The organism is Mycobacterium sp. smrl_JER01 (assembly GCF_048513595.2).
Lineage (GTDB): Bacteria > Actinomycetota > Actinomycetes > Mycobacteriales > Mycobacteriaceae > Mycobacterium.
The window spans coordinates 2,737,306-2,760,174 of the sequence record NZ_JBLXXK020000001.1 but is presented as its reverse complement, the minus strand read 5'-3'; the positions used below and the strand labels follow the sequence as shown (position 1 = coordinate 2,760,174).

The following is a 22,869-nucleotide window of genomic DNA, read 5'->3' as shown; positions in this document are numbered from 1 at the left end:
GCCGCCGCCCCGTACCCTTGGTAGTCGTGAAATCCGTAGTCAGCACGCTTCGTACCGTTCGGACGACGGTCGTCGCCACGCTGAAGACGGCTCCCCGAGGCAGACTTGCCGCGGCGCTGTCGGCGATTGTGATTCTCGTCGCAGTTGCGTTGGTCGTCCCGCTTCCGACGGCGTTGGAGCTGCGCGACTGGGCCACCTCGGCGGGTTCGTGGTTTCCGCTGGCATTCTTCGCCGCGCACATCGTGATGACGGTGTTCCCGTTCCCGCGCACCGCATTCACGTTGGCTGCCGGACTGTTGTTCGGCCCCGCACTGGGCATTCCGATCGCCGTGGTGGCCAGCACGCTCAGCGCGGTCATCGCGCTGCTGCTGGTCCGCACCGCGGGATGGCAGGTCAGCCGTCTGGTCAGCCACCCGCGCGTCGACGCCGTCGACAGCCGCCTGCGCGAGCGGGGCTGGCCCGTGGTGCTCGCCACCCGGATGATCCCGGCCGTCCCGTTCTCGGTGCTCAACTACGCGGCCGGCGCATCATCGGTCCGGCTGCTGCCGTACACGCTGGCGACTCTGGTCGGGGTGTTGCCAGGCACCTCGGCCATCGTCATTCTCGGCGACGCCCTGACCGGCCGGGTGAGCCCGCTGCTGGTCGTGGTGTCGGTGTGCACCGCGACCCTCGGGGTGGCGGGCCTGATCTATGAGATCAGGACACACCGCAGGCAGCAGGCTCCCGTCACCGCGCTGTGACGTCGGGCCCCTTCACCGTCATCGCGCCGAACAGCGCGAGCAGCGAGGACGCCGCGACCAACCCCGGACTCCAGTCCCTGGCCCGGATATGGGAGCCGACGGCGAGCGTGAAGTAGACGGTGAGCATGAACGTGGTCAATCGCGCCAGGGCGGGAAAGCGGAACACCGACAGCAGCCCCAGCGCACTGGCCGCCTTCACCACCGGGATCAGCGGCCGCAGTTCCTCGGCGAGCCCCACGTCGTCGAACGCCTTCTTGATCGGCGGGATCGGGCCGACGCAGGCCGCTGCGTCCGCCGCCTGTACCGCCGCCAGCACGGCGTAGGTGCGCGGCGAGGTCAGCGCGGTCATTGATCCGGCGCGCCGTGCCGGCTCGCCGACGAGGACCCGAGCTCGGCGTTGGACGGCGGTGGCGACAACAATCCCGGACCCTGCACCGGAGTCCGCGCCTCGGCCTCGGCCTTGGCGACCGCCTGCGCGATGGCGGGGTCGGTCTCGGTGGAGAACCAGTCGGCGACCTCTTCGGAGTCGTCCTCGGGTCGCGGCTGATCCTGCTCCATCGGTGAGGGCGTGTAGCGGAACACGCCGTCCTCGCCGGGCGCGCCGAGCATCTTGGTGAATCCCTGCAACGCCGAACCGAAATCGCTCGGCACCAGCCACACCTTGTTCGCTTCACCCTTGGCCATCTCCGGCAGCGTCTGCAGATACTGATACGCGAGCATCTCCGGGGTGGGCCGGCCGGCCTTGATCGCCGCGAACGTCTTCTCGATCGCCTTGGCCTGGCCCTGGGCCTGCAGGTAGGCCGCCGCCCGCTCACCCTGGGCGCGCAGCATCCGCGACTGCCGATCCGCCTCGGCGGACAGGATCGCCGCCTGCTTGGCGCCCTCGGCCGACAGGATCGCCGCCTGCTTCTCACCCTCGGCCTGCTTGATGGCCGATTCGCGGTGCCCCTCGGCCGTCAGGATCATCGCGCGCTTCTCACGGTCGGCACGCATCTGCTTTTCCATCGAGTCCTGAATCGAGGGCGGCGGATCGATGCTGCGCAACTCGACACGCGCGACCCGCAGTCCCCAGCGATTGGTGGCCTCGTCGAGCACACCGCGCAGCGCGGTGTTGATCGAATCGCGGGAGGTCAGGGTCTGCTCCAGCGTCATCCCGCCGACCAGGTTGCGCAACGTCGTGGTGGTCAGCTGCTCGACACCGACGATGTAGTTGCTGATCTGGTATACCGCGGCCTGCGGGTTGGTGACCTGGAAGTACACCACCGTGTCGATCTGCACGGTCAGGTTGTCCTCGGTGATCACCGGCTGCGGCGGGAACGACACCACCCGCTCACGCAGGTCCACCCGCGCGCGGATCTTGTCGACGAAGGGCAACAGCAAGGTCAGCTGACCGGAGACGGTCTTGCTGTAGCGCCCGAGGCGCTCGATCACCGCGGCCTCGGCCTGCGGTATCAGTGCCACCGATTTCGCGACGATGATCACGGCGAACACCACGAGCACTGCCAGCAGGATCAGTCCTGCGACGGCTCCATCCATGGTCGACTCCTTTCAGGAGTGTTCAGTCAGGGGTCAGGTGATCTTGGCTACCACCGCGGTGGCTCCGTCGATATGGACGACGGTCACCTGATCGCCGACCTCGAAGACATCCACTTCGTTGTAGGGCCTCGCCGTCCAGACCTCGCCGTCCAGCCGTATCTGGCCTTCATGGCGGGCCACCCGGTCGAGGACCAACGCGCTTCGGCCTTCCAGAGCCTTGGCCGGCTCCGGCAGGCCTTTGCCCGAATGCATCCTGCGCCGCAGCGCCGGGCGTACTCCGACCAGCAGCAGCACTGACACCAGCAGAAACACGACTCCGTCGGCCCAGATGGGCCAGTTGAGCAGGAAGCTCGACCCCGCAGCGGCCAACGCACCGCCGCTGAGCATCAGCAGGAAAAGATCGCCGGTCAGCGCTTCGGCGCCGGCGAGCGCCAGTGCTGCGATCAGCCAGATCAGGGATACAGGCATGACACCAGCCTACTGGCCGACCGACCGGACCGGCCCTCAACAACTACACTTGCGCCATCATGTGGTGCCCCAGTGTCTCGCTTTCGGTGTGGGCCAATGCCTGGCTGGCCGGCGCCGCCGCGCCCGACGATGTTCTTGACGCGTTATCCCTATGGACGCCAAGGCATTCAGTGACGGCCTACGATTCGGTCGCCGCGCTTCGCACCGGGCTGTCGTGGCCGGATCTCGATGACGCGGCTTCGGTGTCGCTGTTGCAGACGGTGCGGACGGCGGCCGGGAAGCAGCCGGTACAACCGAGCGTCGCGCTGGCGCTGCCGGTGCCCGGTGACGTCCGCGGGCTTCCGCCGGGGACGCAGTTCGGCCGCGACGCCGTCGCGGCCGGTGAGGCGGTGGTGGTCGCCGGTGCCGACGGAGCGATCGGGTTGGTGCCCGATTTCGAGTACCAGGACGACTTTGCCGAATCCGGCGACCCGGACGACGACTTCGAGTACGAGTCCGAACTGATCGGGTTGTCGTGGACGGTCTACTCGTTCACCTCCGCACCTGCGGCGGGACACTTCGATCTCGGCGAGGCCGAGTATCAGCTGCGCGACGCCGTCCGCTCGGCGGCCGACGCCATGGGGTCGCTGCGCGCCGGTGCCGCCGGCGGCGAGGTCGCCGATCCACGCGGACTCGTCGAGCAGATCCTCGATTCCACCCGCGTTCACCGCATTCCCGACCATGCACCGGCGCGCGCGGTGCGGGTACTGGAGAACGCCGCGCACGTGGACGCCATCATCACCGCGAGTTCAGGACTCATCCCGATCGGTCTGCAGAGTTCTTCGGAGGTCCAGCTGGCCAGCGACGCGCTGCGGCCGCTGACCTCGGTCGTGCGCTCGGCGCGGCTCGCCGCGGTGACTGCGATTCTGCACTCGGCCTGGCGACCTTAGCGCGCGGACGCGGTCAGCCTGCGCACGCGGGCGTGCACAGCGCCCCGTTGACGCTGCTCCCGAATCCGGGCACCGCACCGGATCCGACCCTGCGGGCCGGCAGGCCGAGGCGCAGTTCGTCGAGCAGATCGACGACCAGCTGCGCGAAGCGCGGCGCAGCGTTGGGGGTTTTCGCCCGCGCGAACGCGATACCGGCGTCGGCGGCCTGCTCGGCCAGTTCGTTGTCCAGATCCCAGACCACCTCGATGTGATCGGCGACGAAACCGACCGGACACACCACTACCGCCCTGGTTCCCCGGTCGGCCAGCACCTGGAGGTGGTCACCGACGTCGGGCTCCAGCCAGGGGACCTGAGGCGGCCCCGAACGCGACTGCCACACCTGGTCGTATTCGGGGTATCCGGCGGCTGCGGCCACCAGCGCGGCGGCGTGCCCGACCTGTCTCTGGTACAGGTCCGGGCCGCAGCGCGACGCGGCGCGCAGCGGGATCGAATGCGCGGTGAAGACCAGACGGGCCGCAGCGCGCACCCCTTCGGGAAGGGTCTCTGCCGCGTCCCGGATGGAATCGGCGAACATCTCGATCAGCAGCGGATGGTCGAAGTACTGCCGCAGCTTGACCAGCTCCGGCGCTTCTGGGCCCGCCGCCGACCGGCCGCGTGCGATGTCCTCCTGGTATTGCGTGCACCCCGAGTAGCCACCCCACGCCGATGTGGAGAACACCGCCGCCCGGCGAATACCGTTGTCCCGCATGGCCGAGATCGCATCTTCGACGTATGGATCCCAGTTGCGGTTACCGAAGTAGACCGGCAGCTCGAGACCGCGGCCGGCCAACTCGGCCTCGATCGAGACGATCAGATCGCGATTGATGCCGTTGATCGGGGACACCCCGCCGAAATGCAGATAGTGCTCGGCGACAGACTCGAGGCGCTCCCGCGGTATCCCGCGCCCGCGGGTGACGTTCTCCAGGAACGGCATCACCTGTTCGGGCCCTTCGGGTCCGCCGAAGGACAGCAGCAGCAGAGCGTCGAAAGACGATGCGGGAGAGGACACGGTCAGCTCGTCACAACAACTGGGTGCTGGCGCCGCCGTCGGCGAAGATCACCGTGCCCGTCGTCGCCGGAAGCCAGTCCGACAGCAAGGCGCACACGGTCTTGGCCACCGGCGTCGGATCCTTCATGTTCCAACCCAATGGCGCCCGCTGGTCCCAGCCCTCCTCGAGCAGTTGCATCTGGGCGCCGGCCTCCTCACCGAGCGCCCCACCCACGATCGCGCTCATCGCCAGTGTCCGGATAGGACCCGCTGCAACGAGATTGGACCGCACGCCGACTTTACCGGCTTCCCGGGCGACGAACCGGTTCACCGATTCCAGGGCGCTCTTGGCGACCGTCATCCAGTTGTAGGCCGGCATGGCCCGGGTCGGGTCGAAGTCCATACCGACGATGCCCCCGCCGGGATTCATCACCGGTAGCACCGCCTTGGCCAGCGACGCATACGAATAGGCGGAGATGTGGATGCCCTTGGCGACGTCCTCGTAGGGCGCGTCGAAGAAAGGGTTGATACCCATGCCGGTCTGCGGCATGAAGCCGATCGAGTGCACGACGCCGTCGAGCTTGTTGCCTTCGCCTATCACCTCGGTGACGCGGTCGGCCAGCGTGTCGAGGTGCTTGTCGTCCTGCACGTCGAGCTCGAGCAGCGGCGGCTTGGACGGCAACCGTTCGAGAATCCGCTCGATGAGCCGTAACCGGTTGAATCCGGTACAGATCACCTCGGCGCCGGCCTCCTGGGCGACCTTGGCGATATAGAACGCGATCGACGAATCGGTGATGATCCCCGTGACGAGGATGCGCTTGCCTTGAAGAAGTGTCACAGTTGAAAGTCCTTGTCTTATCGCTCTAGTGGCCCATACCCATGCCGCCGTCGACCGGTATCACGGCCCCGGCGATGTAGCTCGCGTCCTCCGACGCCAGGAAGCTCACCGCTCCGGCGACCTCCTCGGCGGTGCCCACCCGCTTGGCGGGGATGAACTCCAGTGCCCCGGCCTGAATCCGCTCGTCGAGCGCGCGGGTCATCTCGGTGTCGATGTAGCCGGGGGCCACCACGTTGGCGGTGACGTTCGCCTTGGACAGCTCCCGGGAGATCGAGCGGGCCATGCCGATCAGACCAGCCTTGGCCGCCGCGTAGTTGGCTTGGTTGCCGATCCCCCACATGCCCGACACCGAGCCGATGAAGATGATCCGGCCGAAGCGTTTGCGCTGCATGCTGCGCGAAGCCCGCTGGGCAACCCGGAAAGCGCCGGTGAGGTTGGCGTTGATGACCTCTTCGAACCGTTCCTCGGTCATCCGCATCAGGAACGCGTCCTTGGAGATGCCCGCGTTGGACACCAGCACCTCGACCGGGCCCTGGTGCTCCTCGACCTCTGCGAACGCCCGGTCGACGGCGTCGTTGTCGGTGACGTCGCACACGACGCCGAACAGTCCCTCCGGGACACCTGATCCGCGGTGGGTGACCGCGACTCGGTGACCGTCGGCGGCGAGGCGCTGGGCGATCGCCAGACCGATGCCGCGGTTTCCGCCGGTCACGAGCACCGAGCGGGACACGAACGCAGGACGGCCGACCGCGGTCTCACCTGCGGTGTCAGCGGAATTGTCGGTCACAGTCATGGAGGCCAACTTAGTGGGTGCGGCCGGTTTCTAAGAAATCGCCTTAGCTAATTCGGCAACCGGCGATTGATCAACAATGCCCCCAGCGCCGCCACGGCCAGCACCAGTGAACCCAGCCGCAGCCAGCCGACGCTGGCATCGCCCTTGATGGTCTCGTAGCCGATCTGTTCCTGCAGGTTGGTGAACACCTGCTTGAGCTGCTCCAGGCTGGACGCGGTGAACGCTTCGCCGCCGGAGAGGTCGGCGATCTTCTTGAGCATCTCGTCGTCGACCGGCACGGGCTGACGCTGATCGTTGATCTCGACGTAGCCATACGGCGTCCCGAAAGACACTGTCGAAATCGGGACTCCCTGATCCTTGGCGGTGCGGGCCGCGGTGTAGGCGCCCTTCGGATTGTCCGGGTTCGACGGCACGGTCTCTTTGCCGTCCGACATCAGCACGATGCGCGCGGGCGGCGGTTCGTCGCCACCGCCGATCACCGCGCCGACGGTGGCGACAGCCTGTAGCGCGGTGAAGATGCCCTCACCGGTGGCGGTGCGGTCGGCCAGCTGCAGCTTGTCGATGGCGTTCTTGGTGGCTTCCCGGTTGGTGGTCGGCGACACCAGCACCGTGGCGGTGCCGGCGTAGGCGATCAGTCCGAGGTTGATGCCGGGGGTCAACTGATCGGCGAACTGCTTGGCGGCCTCCTGTGCGGCGACCAGACGGTTGGGCGCGACATCGGTGGCCCGCATCGACTGCGAGACGTCGACGACCAGCATCACCACAGCGCGGTTGCGCGGTATCCGCACGTCGTGTGTCGGACCGGCCATCGCGACGGTGAACGACATCAGCGACAGGATCAGCAGCACGGCGGGCACGTGCCGCCAGCGGTTGGGCCGCTTGGGGGCCACGCTCTCCAGCAGCTCCATATTCGCGAAGCGCAACATGCGCCGTTCCCGGGACAGCGCCACGATGACGTAGAGCGCGATCAGCCCGAGGATGGCCACGAAGAAGAGGAAGAACCAGGGATGTTCGAAACCCGACAGGGACATCGGGCCGAGCAACGGTAAAGTCATGCGCTACTTGTCATTTCGTTGTTATCGGTCATCTCGCCAGCGCGCCCCGGCGTCGGCTCGCGACGAATCGGACCACGTCGGCGATCCAGTCCCGGTCGGTACGCAACGTCAACAGCGGCGCATCGCAGCGGCGCAGGGTGCGAGCCACGTCGGCACGGTGCGCGGCGGCCGCCTTGGCGAAGTCGGTGCGCAACTGCTCGTCGATGGTGAACTCACGGGTGCGACCGGTCTCGGTGTCCTGCAGGACCACATCGCCGACAGCGGGCAGTTCCACGTCCCGCGGGTCGAGGATCTCGATACCGAGGACCTCATGCCGACCGGCCACCGCGCGCAGCGGACGCATCCAGTTGATGGGCCCGAGGAAATCGCTGATGATCACCGCCATACCGCGGCGCCGTTCCGGCCTGCGCAGCGCGTCGATCGCGGCGGCGAGGTCGCCGCGCACTCCCACCGGCGCCCGGGGCGTGGTGGCAATCGCGCGCAGCAGTTCCTGTTCGTGCACCCGACCCGACAGTGCCGGCACTCGCCGCATGGTGTCTCCGTTGGAGATGATCGCGCCGATCCGGTTACCGCCCCCGCTGTTGAGGAACGCGATGGACGCCGCCGCGGCCACCGCCAGGTCGCGCTTCTCGCAGGTCGCGGTGCCGAAGTCCAGGCTGGCCGACACGTCGACGACCAACCAGGTCTCCAACTCGCGGTCGGCGATCATCTGCCGCACGTGCGGATGGGTGGTCCGCGCGGTCACCGACCAGTCCATCCGGCGCACATCGTCCCCGGGCTGGTAGGCCCGCGACTCCCCCGGTTCGGATCCCGGGCCCGGCAGCAACCCGAGGTGATCGCCGTGCAGCACGCCGTCGAGCTTGCGCCGCACCGTCAGCTCAAGCTTGCGCAGCGCCGCGGTCAGAGCGGGGTCACGAATCTCCCCACGCTGCATCGACGGTAGGTCGACGGAGCGGTTTGACCTGGTCAAGTGTCAGCGACCGGTTGCCGCGCCCGCGGCGGCCGGAACCGCCGGCGGGGCCGAATGTCCTTGCTGCGGAATGGCGTTTACCTGGGGCAGCGCCACCGTCTGCAGGATCCGGTTGACCACGGTCTCCGAGGAGATCTCATCGGCCAGCGCGTCGTAGGTCAGCACCAGTCGGTGCCGCAGCACGTCGGGGATGATCTCGACGACGTCCTGCGGGATCACATAGTCGCGACCGCGCACCAGGGCCAGTGCCCGCGACGCGGCGATGATGCCCAGCGACGCACGCGGGGACGCTCCGTAGGCGATCCACGCCTTCGCATCGGGCATCCCGAACTTCTCCGGTTCGCGGGTGGCGGTGACGATGCGCACGACGTAGTCGACCAGCGCGTGGTGGACGAAGTTGTTCGCGGCGACCTCCTGCAGGCGCAGCAGGTCACCGGTGTTGAGGATGCCCTTGGGCTCCGGCGGCTTGACGCCCATCCGGTAGATGATCTCGCGCTCTTCCTCGGGCGACGGATAGTCGACGTTGAGTTTGAACAGGAAGCGGTCGCGCTGCGCTTCGGGAAGCTGATAGACGCCTTCCTGCTCGATCGGGTTCTGCGTCGCCATCACCAGGAACGGGCTGGGCAACGGGAACGTCTTGCCGCCGATGGAGATCTTGCGTTCCGCCATCACCTCGAGCAGTGCGGATTGCACCTTGGCCGGCGCGCGGTTGATCTCGTCGGCCAACAGGAAGTTGACCACGACGGGGCCGAGCTCGATGTCGAACTCCTCCTTGCCCTGCCGGTAGATCCGGGTACCGATGATGTCGGTGGGCACCAGGTCGGGCGTGAACTGGATGCGCGCGAACGTTCCGCCGACCACCTTGGCGAATGTCTCGACGGCCAGGGTCTTGGCCACTCCGGGCACACCTTCGAGCAGCACGTGGCCCTTGGCCAACAAGCCGACCAGCATCCGCTCGACGAGCTGGTCCTGGCCCACGATGATGCGCTTGACCTCGAAGATCGCCCGCTCCAGCGTGTGTACCTCGTTCTGCAGACCACCGTTGGACTGCGCGGAACCTGCGGGCGAGGAGGTCGGCGCGGCGTGCGCACCCGCGGAGTAGCCCTGGGTGGGGGCCGGTGCGGGATATCCTCCAGCGCCCTGCGGCGGTCCACTCGGTGAGGTCATCAACATTCCTTCCACATGCGCCGTACATGCTGGTCTTCGCGGCGCAGGCCGGTTGTGGCCGTGCGCTCGCAATCAACTATTCCAGGCGCTTCGAGATCCGTCGACGTCGCCCGGTCTCCTCAGCTTTAACTCAGGCCACACTCAGGATTCGATGATGCGGGCCACATGGGGCTGCAGGCCGGCCATCCGGACCGGACTGACGGTCACCTTGCCCGCGCTGCCCGAGGACTCCAGCATCTGGCCGCCGCCGAGATAGATCGCCACGTGCTGGCTGCCGCCGGGACCCCAGAACAGCAGATCGCCGCGCTTGGCCTGCTGCACCGGGACCTTACGGCCGGTGTTGTACTGATCACCGGAGTACTTCGGGATCAGCACGCCGACGCCGGCATAGGAGAACTGGGTGAATCCGGAGCAGTCGTAGCCGACGGTGTTGGCGCCGGAGTCGATGCCCCTACTGGGCCCGGTGGGTTTGCCACCGCCCCAGGAGTACGGGGTCCCGATCTGGCTGCCACCGCGCCGGATGACGTACTCGATCGCGGCCGGTCCACGCACGATGCCCGGAGCGACTCCGGCGGGCGCATCGGCGGGCGCCAACCCGATGGTCTGCAGGAACTTGCGACCCAGGTCCATGGTGACCTGGGTGGCCTGGGCGGTCGCGGCCAGCGACGCGTTGGCGATCGCCAGCGGGTCGCCCGGCGCGCCGGCACTGATCAGCTTGGGCAGGGTCGGATCCCACTGGCCGCCGTCGGGTTGCGCCGACGACGGTGTCACGGCCCCTGCCAGCAGGGCCGCAGCGGCCAGCACCGCGATCATGAAGCGACGCAGGGCGATCACCACTCGATCATTCGGGTGACGTAGGGCGTCATCCCGCTGGTGCGCACCGGCGAGATCTTGACCACCGACCCGGTGTACGGGGCTTCGAGCATCTGCCCGTCCCCGAGGTACATCGCGACGTGCTGGCTGGCGTTGGGACCGTAGAAGATCATGTCACCGCGACGCATCTGAGAGGACGGCACCTTGCGGCCCGCGTTGTACTGCGAGCCTGAGTAGTGGTCCAATTTGATACCGACGCCGGCGAACATGTAAAGCATCAGTCCCGAGCAGTCGAAGCCGACAGTGCCTGCGCCCGAGTCGATTCCGCGGCTGGGTCCCGCAGCGTTGCCGCCACCCCAGGAGTACGGGACGCCCATCTGGGACATACCGCGTTTGATGACGTACTCGGTGGCCTGCCTGCCGTACAGCGTCGGGATCGCGCCGTTGGTGATGCCGGTCGGCGTCGGCAGCAGCCCGATGCTCTGCAGGAACTTGCGGCCCAGGTTCTGGGTGATCTCGACCGAGGTGGTGATGATCTTCAGGACCGCGTTGATGATCTGGACCGGGTCGCCACTGACGAAGGCGCTCGGAATCTGGGGCAGGGTCATGTCCCAGGCGGTCTCGCGGTTCCCGGTGGCCGGGTCGACGTCCCAGTCGGGGTTGGACCCGGCCGGGGCGGGCGCGGCGCCGCCGGAGGCCGCGGGCGCGCCACCGGACGGCGTCGGTGCGGCCAGCGTCCGGGCTTCGGCGAGTTTGGCCTGCGCTGTGGCCCTTTCGGCGGTCAGCCGGTCAAGCTCGACCTGCTGCGCCTTGAAGGTTTCCTGAGCGTTGGTCAGCGCGGTCACCGCGTCCTGCTGGCTGGTCTCGGCCGCCTTGACCGCGTCATCGGCCTGCTGCTTGGCCAGCCGCGCCGCCGATTCCCGGTTCACCTGCTCGGTACGCGCGCGCTGCAGATCAGCCATCACCTTCTGCGAGCTGATCGACAGCGCCTGGCCGGTGGCGGCGGTGTTCAGGATGTCCGACGGGTCGGATGCGGTCAGATAGGAACTGGACGGTCCGCTGACGTACATCGCTGATGCAAACGTGTCGAACCGGTCCTGCGCCGCGGCGATGGCCGCGTTGGCGTCCTCGACCCGCTGTGCACTGGCGTCGACCTCGAGTTGAGCGGCCTCGGCGTCATCCCGTGCGGTTTGCACGTCCAGGATCGCCTTATTGACGCTCTCCTGCTGCATCTGGATCTGCGCTCCGAGGTCCTGCAGCTGCTGGTTGACGTTGGCGACATCGGTCACCAGCTGGGCCAGGCCGCCCTGCTGTGCGGGCTGCGCCAGTGCCGGTTGGGGGGCGAGGTTGGGCAGCGTGATGACCATGCCCATGGCAAGCGTCGCCGCGCACAACCGCGAAGCGGAGGCGCCGCCGGGGGAACGTCTCATTCGACTCAAGTCTCCTCAGGCTCCACGCGAACGTGTCGGCACAGGGTCCGGCACCCGACCACAGAAGTCACATGAAGAACAACCGCAACATCAAGCACCGATTGCACCGTACGTCACATCTGACGCTAAAGAAACTTTAGTCACAAATTACAACAATGTAATTGCGATGTGCGTTATCAAACAGTGATCCGGCAATTTGCGGACCGCCAGGGAGTCGTCAGTCGCCGCTGGTGGCAACAGATTCCGGCGCGGCGTGTCGTTTGCTCCATTTCTGCAGCGCGCGGGTGCCGACCACGGCCAAAGCCACCGCCAGAACAAGCACAATGGTGAATGGCGTCCAGGGGAAATGCGACTCGGTCAACTCGCCCACGAAATTCTTCGACGACTGGACCGCATCGCCGGTCTTCGCCAGATCCTCGCCGGCCTCCAGCACCACCCGGGTGAACTGAGGACTGGAGGTCCCGGCGAACGACGGGCTCAGCGCCAGCACGGTCGCCCCGGGATTGTCCTCCCCCACCGCGGTCGCAATGTCTCGCAACGGGGTGTCGATCGGCGGGTTCGCGTCGATCACGACGATCTTGAGGTCGATGCCCTGACCCTGGGCGTCCGCGACGACCTGCTCGAGTTCCGAGACCGCCGCGGGTTCCAGGCCGCGGGCACTGACGCCGGATGCGGCGACGTCATCGCGCACGACGTCCATGCACACGTCCGGCGCGCCCGCAGCCTGCGGGTCGATCCCCACGGTGAAACACAGCTCCGGCGGGATGTAGGTCGGCAGGAACGGCACGAAGAGCGGTCCGGTCACAGCCAGCAACGGTAGCCGACGGACGTCGCCGCGCAGCGACGACACGGGCCGCCACGACACAGGCGCGTGACCCGGGCGCCTGGCCCGAGGCCGAGGTCGCCGTGATGCGCGGCATTCTGGGTACCCGAACCGGGTGGCAGCACGCAGGCCCAGGGTCGAGACTGGATACCGGCCTGGGGTTTCTTACAGGACAAGCGTACTGTTAAGGTTACAAACGCCGCCGACACAGCCCGTCGCGGCGATGGTCACAATCCGGGAGTTGATGTGAGCAGCAAGAATTCATCCCTGAACTCGTTCGGGGCGAAGGACACGCTGAAGGTCGGAGACGAAAGCTACGAGATCTACCGCCTCGACGCGGTCCCCGGTACCGAAAAGCTTCCCTACAGTCTCAAGGTTCTCGCCGAGAACCTTCTGCGCACCGAAGACGGCGCCAACATCACCAAGGACCACATCGAGGCGATCGCGAACTGGGACCACGACGCCGAACCCAGTATCGAAATCCAGTTCACTCCGGCCCGGGTGATCATGCAGGACTTCACCGGCGTCCCCTGCATCGTCGACCTGGCCACCATGCGCGAGGCCGTCTCCGCGCTGGGCGGTGACCCCGCGAAGGTCAACCCGCTGGCTCCGGCCGAACTGGTCATCGATCACTCGGTCATCCTCGATGTGTTCGGCCGAGCCGACGCCTTCGAGCGCAACGTCGAACTCGAATACGAACGCAACGGCGAGCGCTATCAGTTCCTGCGCTGGGGGCAGGGCGCCTTCGACGACTTCAAGGTTGTGCCTCCCGGCACCGGAATCGTCCACCAGGTCAACATCGAGTACCTGGCCCGCACCGTGATGGTCCGTGACGGGGTGGCCTACCCTGACACCTGCGTGGGCACCGACAGCCACACCACCATGGTCAACGGTCTCGGCGTGCTGGGCTGGGGCGTCGGCGGCATCGAGGCGGAGGCCGCGATGCTCGGCCAGCCGGTCTCGATGCTGATCCCGCGCGTCGTCGGCTTCAAGCTGACCGGAGAGATCAAGCCGGGCGTCACCGCCACCGATGTGGTGCTGACCGTCACCGACATGCTGCGCAAGCACGGTGTGGTCGGCAAGTTCGTCGAGTTCTACGGCGAGGGCGTCGCCGAGGTCCCGCTGGCCAACCGCGCGACGCTGGGCAACATGAGCCCTGAATTCGGTTCCACCGCAGCGATGTTCCCCATCGACGAGGAGACCATCAACTACCTGCGGCTGACCGGGCGCACCGACGAACAACTCGCGCTGGTCGAGGCGTACGCCAAGGAGCAGGGCATGTGGCACGATCCGGCCAAGGAACCGGTCTTCTCCGAGTACCTGGAACTCGACCTGTCCACGGTGGTGCCCTCGATCTCCGGGCCGAAGCGTCCGCAGGACCGCATCGAGCTCTCCGACGCCAAGAACGCCTTCCGCAAGGACATCCACAACTACGTGGAACAGAACCACCCCACCCCGGAGACCAAGCTCGACGAGGCCGTCGAAGAGTCCTTCCCGGCCAGCGACTCGGTCTCGCTGTCGTTCGCCGACGACGGGGCGGTCGACGTGCGGCCGTCGGCGGCCAACGGATCCGAGGGCCGGCCCAGCAACCCCGTCACCGTCAAGTCGGCGGACCGGGGTGAGTTCGTCCTCGATCACGGCGCCGTTGTGGTCGCCGGCATCACCTCGTGCACCAACACGTCGAATCCGTCGGTGATGCTGGGCGCGGCGCTGTTGGCCAAGAACGCCGTCGAGAAGGGCCTGACCACCAAGCCGTGGGTCAAGACCAACATGGCACCGGGGTCACAGGTGGTCACCGACTACTACAACAAGGCCGGCCTGTGGCCCTATCTGGAGAAGTTGGGCTACTACCTGGGCGGTTACGGCTGCACCACCTGCATCGGCAACACCGGCCCGCTGCCCGACGAGATTTCGGCCGCGATCAACGACAACGACCTGTCGGTGACGGCAGTGCTGTCCGGTAACCGCAACTTCGAGGGCCGCATCTCCCCCGACGTCAAGATGAACTACCTGGCGTCCCCGCCGTTGGTGATCGCCTACGGACTGGCGGGAACGATGGACTTCGACTTCGAGTCCGATCCGCTGGGTCAAGACAGCGACGGCAATGACGTTTTCCTCAAAGATATTTGGCCATCTGCCCAAGAAATCCAGGAGACCATCGCGTCGTCGATCAATCGGGAGATGTTCACCGACTCCTATGCCGATGTCTTCAAGGGTGACGAGCGGTGGCGTTCATTGCCCACCCCGGAGGGCAACACCTTCGAATGGGACGAGAACTCCACCTACGTCCGCAAAGCCCCGTACTTCGAAGGGATGCCCGCCGAGCCGGAGCCAGTCTCCGACATCAAGGGTGCCAGAGTGCTTGCCCTACTGGGCGATTCAGTCACCACCGACCACATCTCCCCGGCCGGCAGCATCAAGAAGGGCACCCCCGCGGCGCAGTACCTCGAAGCGCACGGCGTCGAGCCCAAGGACTTCAACTCGTTGGGGTCGCGACGCGGGAACCATGAGGTGATGATTCGCGGCACGTTCGCCAACATCAGGCTGCGCAATCAGTTGCTCGACGACGTCTCGGGCGGCTACACCCGCGACTTCACCCAGGATGGCGGCCCGCAGGCGTTCATCTATGACGCGTCACAGAACTACCAGAAGGCGGGTATCCCGCTGGTTGTGCTGGGCGGCAAGGAGTACGGCTCCGGCTCGTCGCGGGACTGGGCGGCCAAGGGCACGACCCTGCTCGGGGTGCGTGCGGTCATCACCGAGTCGTTCGAGCGCATCCACCGGTCCAACCTGATCGGCATGGGAGTGATCCCACTGCAGTTCCCTCAGGGTGAATCGGCGGCATCGTTGAAGCTCGACGGCACCGAGACCTTCGACATCGAGGGCATCGAGGAGCTGAACAACGGCAAGACGCCGAAGACAGTGCATGTCACCGCCACCAAGGACGACGGCTCAAAGGTCGAGTTCGACGCGGTGGTGCGGATCGACACGCCCGGAGAGGCGGACTACTACCGCAACGGCGGAATCCTGCAGTACGTGCTGCGCAACATGCTGAAGGCTTGATGACCGGCGGGAGGCTCGGCCTGTGCCTCGGGTGACCGACGATCATCTGGCGGCTCGTCGCCGCCAGATTCTCGACGGCGCCCGGCGGTGTTTCGCCGAGTACGGCTACGACCGGGCCACGGTGCGCCGGCTGGAGCAGACGATCGGGCTCTCGCGCGGCGCGATCTTCCACCACTTCCGCGACAAGGACACGCTGTTCTTCGAACTGGCGCGTGAGGATGCGGAACGGATGGCAGAGGTTGCGGCGCGTGAGGGTCTGATCCAGGTGATGCGCGACATGCTCGCCGCACCCGAGCAGTTCGACTGGCTGGCCACCCGATTGGAGATCGCGCGCAAGCTGCGTAACGACCCTGCGTTCAGCCGAGGTTGGGCGGAACGCTCTGCCGAGCTGTCCGCCGCCACCACCGAACGGCTACGGCGCCAGAAACAGGCCGGACGACTGCGCGACGACGTTCCGGGCGAGGTTCTGCGCACGTATCTGGAGTTGGTGCTCGACGGTCTGGTGGCGCGCCTGGCTTCCGGGGATGACCCCGAGAGACTCGGCGCGGTACTCGATGTCGTGGAGGACTCGGTGCGTCAGCGCTGAGCTAACCGGCTCTGCGGCCGCGGTGGTTGGGCCCGCCCCGGCTGCGCATCGTCGCGCCCGATTCACGCAGCATGGTGTGAATCGACCCGTACGAGTGTCCGGTGCTGGCCACCAGCGTCCGAATGCTGGCCCCACGTTCATATGCGCTGCGCAGCTCGGTCATCAGCTGGTCGCGTGATTTGCCGTTGTTCTTCACCTTCGATGCCTCCCCGCTCTTGCACGGATGTAGCGCTTCACATACCCCGCGGTGAGCCGGTTGACACGGCGACCCGGTGAATTCGGGTCGCCGCCTCGACATCGGTCGTGCCTATTCGGAATCCGGATCGCGGTCCGGGGAGGAACTCACTGCGCCGGCACCGTCCGCCGCGCCGCCGGATCCAACACTGCCGAATCCAACGCCGACGGGACTTTTGTCGGTGGATTCGTCGTCCCCGCCGTCGTTGACAAAGCCGCCCACGAGGGCACCGTCGTCGAGGGCACCGTCGTCGAGGGCGCCGTCATCGAGGGCACCTCCCTGCGAATTCTCCGGATACTCACCGAGATCGCCATCTCCCGCCACGGCCTGCTCGTCCGCCTCGGGACCGGCGTCCGCATCCAGGGCAGGGCCCGGCTCGTCGCCGGCCGGCGCTTCATAACCCGCTGCGGTGGAACCGAGTTCGTGCGACCATCCACGCTGACCCGCAGATTCCAGCGCCCGGGCCGTCTCGGCCGCCGTGGAGTCCAGCGGAACCGTCACCGTGGTCACCGCCCGACTCACCAGGTCGGTCGACGCCGCCTGAGGAAGGGCGGCTGCGGACAGGATGTCCGGCAGCGCCATACCGTCGCGCCAAGCCTCGGCAAGGGTGACGTACCCCGAACGGTCGTAGGCGGAATCGACGATGGGCCGCCAACGCGTCTCCAACGAGTCCGCCAGGGTGACCAGACCGAGGCGCCGCAGCGGCTCCAGCATCGGCAGATGTGCGGTCGGTATCAGCACGTAGGTGGTGCCGCCGATCTGCTTGACCAGGTTGTCGGGGTCCAGCAGATCGACACTGGCGTAATCGGTGTGGACGCGGAAGAACCCGGAGAAGGCGTTGGACAACGCCAGCCAGTTGCCCTTACGCAGCGGGAAGTCGGATTCCATGTCGTATTCCCGGGTCACTTCGATGACGGTGTAGCCGGTGTCGGTCGGCGTCGCCGGCCGCTTCTTGGAACCGTTCATCGGCCCGTAGCCGCCGAGACCGTGCTGGGGACTGCCGAGCAGGACCAGGATGATCTCGTCGCGCCGGTCAACCTGGTTGCCGTAGCGGTTGAGCCAGGTGGTGGCGATCATGCCGCCCTGCGAGTAGGCCAGCACCACGACCGGCCCCGGCTGGTTGGCCAGCGCCGCCTGTAACAGCTCGGTGCCCTCCTCGAGGGGAATGGACCCCAGTCCACTGGAGCGGTACTTGACCGGCTGGCAGCTGTAGCTCGGGGGCCGGCAGAGGGCGCCCTGAAGCTTCTGGTCCATCGGTGTCCGCACCACGTTGGTGTTGCCCGCCACTGTCAGAACCGGGGTGCTCGCGGCGACGGCCACCGTGGCCGTGGCCAGACACCCGGTGACGGCTGCGACGAATGATGCAGAACTAGCGAATACGCGCTTCAACTCAGAATCCCCCCCGGGACGGCGAGGGACCGTCAAATCAAGAAGATCCCCCGATGTGCTTCTCGACAGCTACGAATCTAGCAAACATTACGTAGACGTCAAGAACTTTCACGTCAGGGACTTTCCGGCGATCCGCGCGTGTCGCCGGAAAACGCCGGTGTCAGGCCAGTTCGATCAGATCGCGGTACTCGTCGGACCAGAAATCCTCGGTGCCGTCTGGCAGCAACACCACCCGCTGCGGATCGAGCGCCTCGGCGGCACCCGGGTCGTGGGTCACCAGCACCACCGCACCCGCATAGCTGCGCAGCGCGTCGAGCACCTGTTCGCGCGACGCCGGGTCGAGGTTGTTGGTGGGCTCGTCGAGTAGCAGCACGTTCGCCGTCGAGGCGACCAGACCCGCCAGCGCCAGCCGCGTCTTCTCACCACCGGACAGCGTGCCTGCCGGCTGGTCGAGTTGTGGGCCGGTGAACATGAATGCCCCGAGCAGACCCCGCAGATCCTGCTCACCGGTGTCGGGAGCGGCCGAGCGGATGTTCTCCCACACCGTGGACATGTTGTCGAGGGTGTCGTGCTCCTGGGCGAAGTACCCGATCTTCAGACCGTGCCCAGGTTCCAGACCACCCGCGTCCGGGGTCTCGACTCCGGCGAGCAGACGCAGCAACGTGGTCTTGCCGGCGCCGTTGAGGCCGAGCACCACGACCCGCGATCCGCGGTCGATCGCCAGGTCGAGGCCGGTGAAGATCTCCAGCGACCCGTAGGTCTTGGTCAGGCCTTTGGCGATCAGTGGGGTCTTGCCGCATGGCGCAGGAGTCGGGAACTTGATGCGCGCCACCTTGTCGGCCACCCGCTCTTCGTCGAGGGCGGCCATCATCCGCTCGGCACGCTTCAACATGTTCTGCGCGGCAACGGCTTTGGTGGCCTTGGCACCCATCTTGGCGGCCTGGGCGCGGAGCGCGGACGCCTTCTTCTCGGCGTTCGCGCGTTCCCGGCGGCGGCGCTGCTCATCGGTGGCGCGGGCGTCGAGATACTTCTGCCAGCCCATGTTGTAGACGTCGGCCTCGCCACGGACCGCGTCGAGGAACCACACGCGGTTCACCACATCGGCGAGCAGTTCCACGTCGTGGCTGATGACGACCAGTCCGCCGCTGTGGTTCTGCAGGAAGCCGCGAAGCCAACCGATCGAATCGGCGTCGAGGTGGTTGGTGGGTTCGTCGAGCAACAGCGTGGTCGCAGAGCCCGAACCCGTATCCGAGGCGGCGAACAGGATGCGCGCCAGTTCCACCCGTCGCCGCTGACCACCCGACAGTGTGCGCAACGGCTGGGTCAGGACGCGATCGGGCAGGCCCAGACTGGCACAGATTCGGCCGGCCTCGCTCTCGGCGGCATAGCCGCCCAGCGCCGCGAACCGCTCCTCCAGCTGCCCGTAGCGACGCACCGCCTTGTCCCGCGCGGCATCGTCGGCGACCTCGGCCATCAACGCCTGCTGTTTCTCAAGGTCGGAGAGCAGGGTGTCGAGACCACGAGCCGACAGCACCCGGTCGCGGGCCAGCATGTCAAGGTCGCCTTCTTTGGGATCCTGTGGCAGATAACCGATTTCGCCGGTGCGGGTGACCGACCCGGCATAGGGCTCGCCCTCCCCGGCCAGGATGCGCAAGGTGGTCGTCTTACCCGCACCGTTACGACCGACCAGCCCGATGCGGTCACCGGGCTGCACTCGCAGGGCCGCCCCCTCGATCGAGAGCAGCGTGCGCGCTCCTGCGCGGACCTCGAGGTCCGTGGCGGTGATCACGCTGCTACTCCTGGTGAGAAAAAGGCATGACGGTACCCATGCCGTGGGGTCTGGCTGATCAAAGGCTAATGGCTGATGACGGCAAGAGGCCAATCGGTGACGCGGCAGGGCTCACTTGTCGTCGGTGAACCGAGGCTGCCGTTGCTCCTTTCGGGCCGCCACCGCCTCTTCGAAGTTGCCGGTCAGCAGCCGGATGTAAAGCTGGCCGAGCCCCTCGGTCTGCATGTGCGTCTCCAGCGACCCCGCGTCCAGCCCGCTCCACAGGGTGCGCTTGGTCAGCTCCACACCCGGTCTGGAGAACGCGGCGATGCGCTCGGCCATGTCGTAACAGGTGCCCAGCAGATCCTCGGCGGCGACCCGGCGCGACACCAGCCCGATCCGTTCGGCTTCCTCGGCGTCGACGTCACGTCCGGTGAGCATGATCTCGAAAGCCCGCGACGATCCGATGGCCCGCGGCAACAGGTAGCTCAAGCCGAGTTCGCTGGCTGTCAGGCCGTTGTTGATGCCCGCGGCGCGGAAGTAGGCCGCGGTGGATGCGACGCGGATGTCGGCGGCCAGGGCCAGACAGAGACCCCCGCCGATGGCCGCCCCGTTGACGGCCGCGATGACGGGCTGATGCAACTTGCGAAGAGCCAGGATGACCTCGTCGAGCACCTTCATCGACCGAAGACCGAAGGATGGCCGGGTGAGTCCGGCTACGTGCGGCACCGACCCCGCGGACTTGTGATCGGCACCGGAGGAGAATCCGCTACCCGCGCCCGTGAGCACGACCGCGCGCACCTCGTTGTCATGGGTGATCTCGTCGAGAACGGCCTTCAGCGGCACCATGACGTCGAACGCCATCGAGTTCATCCGGTCCGGACGGTTCAGCGTCACCAGGGCGACGTGAGGCCGCGGATGTTCCACCAGGACGTAGCCGTGGGCGTCGGTCACGGCTTGCACACTAGCGTGCGCGGATCAGCCCTGACCGTCCTGCGCAGCGATGGCGGCATCGATGTCGAAGTCCTTGACCTGCTGGATCAGGTCCTCGAGAGCGGCGGGTGGCAACGCACCGGCCTGGTTGAACACCAGCTTGCCCTTCTTGAACGCCATCAAGGTGGGGATGGAGCGGATGTCGGCCGCCGCGGCGAGCTGCTGTTCGGCTTCGGTGTCCACCTTCGCGTAGACGACGTCGGGGTGCTTCTCCGACGACGCCGCGAACGTGGGGGCGAAGGCCTTACACGGCCCGCACCAGGACGCCCAGAAATCGACGAGGACGATGTCGTTGTCGTTGATGGTGTCGTTGAACTCTTGTGCGGTGATGTCTCGGGTAGCCACGTGTACCTCAACGTTCCTGTCGACTGCGATGTTCCTGGACAACTGTGCTGTGACAACTGTGCTGTTCCCGACCTGCGCTGCTCCTACCGCACCGATGGGGTTGTCACAGAGAGTAGGCCTTCACCCAGTCGACCTTCATCTGGGCGTTGAACGGCTCGGCAGGATTGGGGTCACCGGTCCACGGGTTGCCGACGGCGACATTGAGGATCAGGTAGTGATCCCAGGCGCCCGAAAACGGCGTCCAGTCCCCGCCGAGCGCCTCATATTCGGCCTGGGTGACGCGTCCCACCTCGACACCGTCGACATGCCAGATGATGCGATCGGAGTACCAGTCCATGCCGTAGTCGTGGAAACCCTGTGACAGGTCGACCCCGAGATCGGCGTCGACGCCGTGCAGCTTCACATCGACCGAGTTGTCGTCCTCCGACGGGCCGTGGATGTTTCCGGTCCAGATTCGGCGTGACGCCGGCGTACCCATTCCCGGTACCTCGACGATGTCGATCTCCCCTTGGCGCGGCCAGTCGTATTCGTGCCCGGGCTCCAGTCCCACCGACCAGAACGCCGGCAATACTCCCTTGGTGACCGGCATCTGGATACGGGCCACCACGCGCGTACCCACCCCGATCGACTGCTTGCCGATGGTCACCACCCGCGCCGAGGTGTAGTTGTAGGGCGCGCCGAGACCGTCCGGTGCCCGTTCCCGGCGTGCCTCGATGACGAGGTTGCCGTCTGCGTCGATGTAGACGTTGTCTCCGTCGGTGTAGTACTGGTTCTCGCCGGCGGACTGACCCCATCGCCCCGTGTGCAGCCCCCAATACCGCAGCGCCTCTTCCATACTGGAGAAGTTGCTCTCCCACAGCAGTGTGGGACTGGACGGGTTCCCGGGTTGCGGATCACCGGGTTGCGGATCGCCGGGTTGCGGGATCACCACATTGCGGTAGATGAAACTCCGCTTGACCAGCCAGCGGGCTTCGGCGGCCTTCGAGACCGGTACGTCGAGCCAGTCGGTGCCCATCTTCTTGCTCCGGATGCCGATCGAGTAGAGCCAGTCGACGATCATCGACCCCCAGGTCACCTTGGTGCTCAACGCGGCCGCGAGCAGTACCGGGTCGGTCTCGGCGGCTGTGGTCGTCCGCAGCGTGACCGCGGTGGTCACCGGTTCGGCCGCCTGCGGCGGCGCCGCGGTCACCGGCGCAGCGTCACCGCCGTCCCGGGTGTCTGCGACCGGGGTGTCGATCCCCGATCCGGCGGCGCCCGATCCGTCCGGTCCTGCGCCGTCGCTCTCGGCGGTGTTCTGGTCAGTGACCTCCTCGATCACCTGCTCACCCGCGTCGTTGAGGAAGTCACCGTCGATGGTGACTTCCTCAACGATTCCTGCGTCAAGGGTGACTTCCTCACCGGCGTACTCCTCGAAGGGCGCTCCCTCGGTGGTGTCTTCGTCGGCGTCCTCGGTGGCGTCCTCGGTGGTGTCCCCTTCGTCGGCCGCGGCATCGGTCTCGTCGTCGTGGCCGTCGGCCGCGACATCGGTCCCGTCGTCGTGGCCGTCGGCCGCGACATCGGTCCCGTCGTCCTGGCCGTCGGCCGCGACATCGGTCTCGTCGTCCTGGTCGAGGTCTCGCGGACCCCCATCGGTGCCCCCACCGTCGTCTCGGCCTTTGCTGCCGCCCGCATCCGCGCGCTCGACGTCGGTTTCATTGCGTTGTGAAGCCGTCGCGCCGCGCCCCAGCGCGGAGGTCTTGTCTTCGGACGAGCCTGATGACGTGGTGTCCGCCGACACGGAGCTGTTGGACGCTGCGTCGGGACTCCCCGACGCCGGTGCCGCTCCGGTCACCATCGCCGCACCGAGCCCCGCGGCAATTACCCCACCGGCCAACCAGTGTTTGCGAGTGCGTTTCCGTGGG

General features: G+C 66.8%; 22 protein-coding genes. 4 read left to right on the top strand and 18 right to left on the bottom strand.

Annotated elements, in window-relative coordinates; genetic code table 11:
* The first annotated feature begins 26 nt into the window (after window positions 1-26).
* Window positions 27-740 (top strand): TVP38/TMEM64 family protein, encoded by a 714-nt coding sequence (locus tag ACNUDN_RS13085; protein WP_419122341.1) that lies wholly within the window; start codon window positions 27-29, stop codon window positions 738-740.
* Here ACNUDN_RS13085 and ACNUDN_RS13080 read toward each other — a convergent pair.
* Genes ACNUDN_RS13080 through ACNUDN_RS13070 form a run of 3 tightly spaced genes read right to left on the bottom strand, consistent with a single transcriptional unit; the run spans window position 727 to window position 2,744 of the window.
* Entirely contained in the window at window positions 727-1,089 is a 363-nt protein-coding gene (locus ACNUDN_RS13080) for a DoxX family protein (protein ID WP_419122340.1), read from the bottom strand. The genes ACNUDN_RS13085 and ACNUDN_RS13080 overlap by 14 nt on opposite strands.
* Entirely contained in the window at window positions 1,086-2,276 is a 1,191-nt protein-coding gene (locus ACNUDN_RS13075) for an SPFH domain-containing protein (RefSeq protein WP_419122339.1), read from the bottom strand. The genes ACNUDN_RS13080 and ACNUDN_RS13075 overlap by 4 nt, the downstream gene beginning before the upstream one ends.
* 33 nt (window positions 2,277-2,309) lie before the next feature.
* On the bottom strand, window positions 2,310-2,744 hold the full coding sequence (locus tag ACNUDN_RS13070; RefSeq protein WP_419122338.1) for an NfeD family protein: 435 nt from the start codon (window positions 2,742-2,744) through the stop codon (window positions 2,310-2,312).
* A gap of 59 nt (window positions 2,745-2,803) precedes the next feature.
* Between ACNUDN_RS13070 and ACNUDN_RS13065 the strand changes: the two genes are divergently transcribed.
* Entirely contained in the window at window positions 2,804-3,673 is an 870-nt protein-coding gene (locus ACNUDN_RS13065) for an Rv1486c family protein (protein ID WP_419122337.1), read from the top strand.
* Between the two features lie 13 nt (window positions 3,674-3,686).
* On the opposite strand, the gene ACNUDN_RS13060 is transcribed toward ACNUDN_RS13065, so the two are convergent.
* From ACNUDN_RS13060 to ACNUDN_RS13020, 9 genes are all read right to left on the bottom strand, one after another.
* The gene (locus tag ACNUDN_RS13060; protein WP_419122336.1) at window positions 3,687-4,721 is read right to left on the bottom strand and encodes a ferrochelatase; all 1,035 of its coding nucleotides are present in this window, start codon (window positions 4,719-4,721) and stop codon (window positions 3,687-3,689) included.
* 10 nt (window positions 4,722-4,731) lie between these two features.
* Window positions 4,732-5,538, bottom strand: coding sequence for an NADH-dependent enoyl-ACP reductase InhA (gene inhA, locus ACNUDN_RS13055; RefSeq protein WP_419122335.1), 807 nt, complete (start codon window positions 5,536-5,538; stop codon window positions 4,732-4,734).
* Between the two features lie 25 nt (window positions 5,539-5,563).
* Window positions 5,564-6,331, bottom strand: a complete 768-nt coding sequence (gene fabG1 / locus ACNUDN_RS13050) for a 3-oxoacyl-ACP reductase FabG1 (protein ID WP_419122334.1) — start codon at window positions 6,329-6,331, stop codon at window positions 5,564-5,566.
* Between the two features lie 47 nt (window positions 6,332-6,378).
* On the bottom strand, window positions 6,379-7,386 hold the full coding sequence (locus ACNUDN_RS13045) for a VWA domain-containing protein (RefSeq protein WP_419122333.1): 1,008 nt from the start codon (window positions 7,384-7,386) through the stop codon (window positions 6,379-6,381).
* 28 nt (window positions 7,387-7,414) lie between these two features.
* Complete coding sequence (locus ACNUDN_RS13040; RefSeq protein ID WP_419125145.1) at window positions 7,415-8,320, bottom strand: DUF58 domain-containing protein; 906 nt, start codon at window positions 8,318-8,320, stop codon at window positions 7,415-7,417.
* A gap of 39 nt (window positions 8,321-8,359) precedes the next feature.
* A complete protein-coding gene (moxR1, locus tag ACNUDN_RS13035) occupies window positions 8,360-9,523 on the bottom strand; it encodes a chaperone MoxR1 (RefSeq protein WP_419122332.1) in 1,164 nt (387 codons plus the stop codon).
* A 141-nt stretch (window positions 9,524-9,664) separates the two neighbouring features.
* Window positions 9,665-10,336, bottom strand: a complete 672-nt coding sequence (gene ripB, locus ACNUDN_RS13030) for an NlpC/P60 family peptidoglycan endopeptidase RipB (protein WP_419125144.1) — start codon at window positions 10,334-10,336, stop codon at window positions 9,665-9,667.
* Window positions 10,337-10,353: 17 nt separating this feature from the next.
* Window positions 10,354-11,766, bottom strand: a complete 1,413-nt coding sequence (ripA, locus tag ACNUDN_RS13025) for an NlpC/P60 family peptidoglycan endopeptidase RipA (protein ID WP_419122331.1) — start codon at window positions 11,764-11,766, stop codon at window positions 10,354-10,356.
* Window positions 11,767-11,983: 217 nt separating this feature from the next.
* Window positions 11,984-12,571 carry an Rv1476 family membrane protein gene (locus tag ACNUDN_RS13020; RefSeq protein WP_419122330.1) on the bottom strand — a complete coding sequence of 196 codons (588 nt, stop codon included), beginning with the start codon at window positions 12,569-12,571 and terminating at the stop codon, window positions 11,984-11,986.
* A gap of 264 nt (window positions 12,572-12,835) precedes the next feature.
* Here ACNUDN_RS13020 and acnA point away from each other — a divergent pair, with 264 nt between their 5' ends.
* Together acnA and ACNUDN_RS13010 are read left to right on the top strand one after the other, a co-directional pair.
* Window positions 12,836-15,652, top strand: coding sequence for an aconitate hydratase AcnA (gene acnA, locus ACNUDN_RS13015; RefSeq protein ID WP_419122329.1), 2,817 nt, complete (start codon window positions 12,836-12,838; stop codon window positions 15,650-15,652).
* A 22-nt stretch (window positions 15,653-15,674) separates the two neighbouring features.
* A complete protein-coding gene (locus ACNUDN_RS13010) occupies window positions 15,675-16,238 on the top strand; it encodes a TetR/AcrR family transcriptional regulator (protein ID WP_419122328.1) in 564 nt (187 codons plus the stop codon).
* A gap of 1 nt (window position 16,239) precedes the next feature.
* Here the strand turns inward: ACNUDN_RS13010 and ACNUDN_RS13005 are convergent, their stop codons facing one another.
* The 6 genes from ACNUDN_RS13005 to ACNUDN_RS12980 form a co-directional block, all read right to left on the bottom strand.
* Window positions 16,240-16,434 (bottom strand): helix-turn-helix domain-containing protein, encoded by a 195-nt coding sequence (locus ACNUDN_RS13005; RefSeq protein ID WP_419122327.1) that lies wholly within the window; start codon window positions 16,432-16,434, stop codon window positions 16,240-16,242.
* Between the two features lie 111 nt (window positions 16,435-16,545).
* The gene (locus ACNUDN_RS13000) at window positions 16,546-17,862 is read right to left on the bottom strand and encodes a PE-PPE domain-containing protein (RefSeq protein WP_419122326.1); all 1,317 of its coding nucleotides are present in this window, start codon (window positions 17,860-17,862) and stop codon (window positions 16,546-16,548) included.
* A gap of 160 nt (window positions 17,863-18,022) precedes the next feature.
* Window positions 18,023-19,651 carry an ABC-F family ATP-binding cassette domain-containing protein gene (locus ACNUDN_RS12995; protein ID WP_419122325.1) on the bottom strand — a complete coding sequence of 543 codons (1,629 nt, stop codon included), beginning with the start codon at window positions 19,649-19,651 and terminating at the stop codon, window positions 18,023-18,025.
* Between the two features lie 111 nt (window positions 19,652-19,762).
* Window positions 19,763-20,593: an enoyl-CoA hydratase gene (locus ACNUDN_RS12990; protein ID WP_419122324.1), complete on the bottom strand. Its 831-nt coding sequence runs from the start codon at window positions 20,591-20,593 to the stop codon at window positions 19,763-19,765.
* A gap of 15 nt (window positions 20,594-20,608) precedes the next feature.
* Complete coding sequence (trxA, locus tag ACNUDN_RS12985; protein ID WP_419122323.1) at window positions 20,609-20,968, bottom strand: thioredoxin; 360 nt, start codon at window positions 20,966-20,968, stop codon at window positions 20,609-20,611.
* A 103-nt stretch (window positions 20,969-21,071) separates the two neighbouring features.
* Window positions 21,072-22,802: a family 16 glycosylhydrolase gene (locus ACNUDN_RS12980; RefSeq protein ID WP_498450154.1), complete on the bottom strand. Its 1,731-nt coding sequence runs from the start codon at window positions 22,800-22,802 to the stop codon at window positions 21,072-21,074.
* Between the last annotated feature and the right edge of the window lie 67 nt (window positions 22,803-22,869).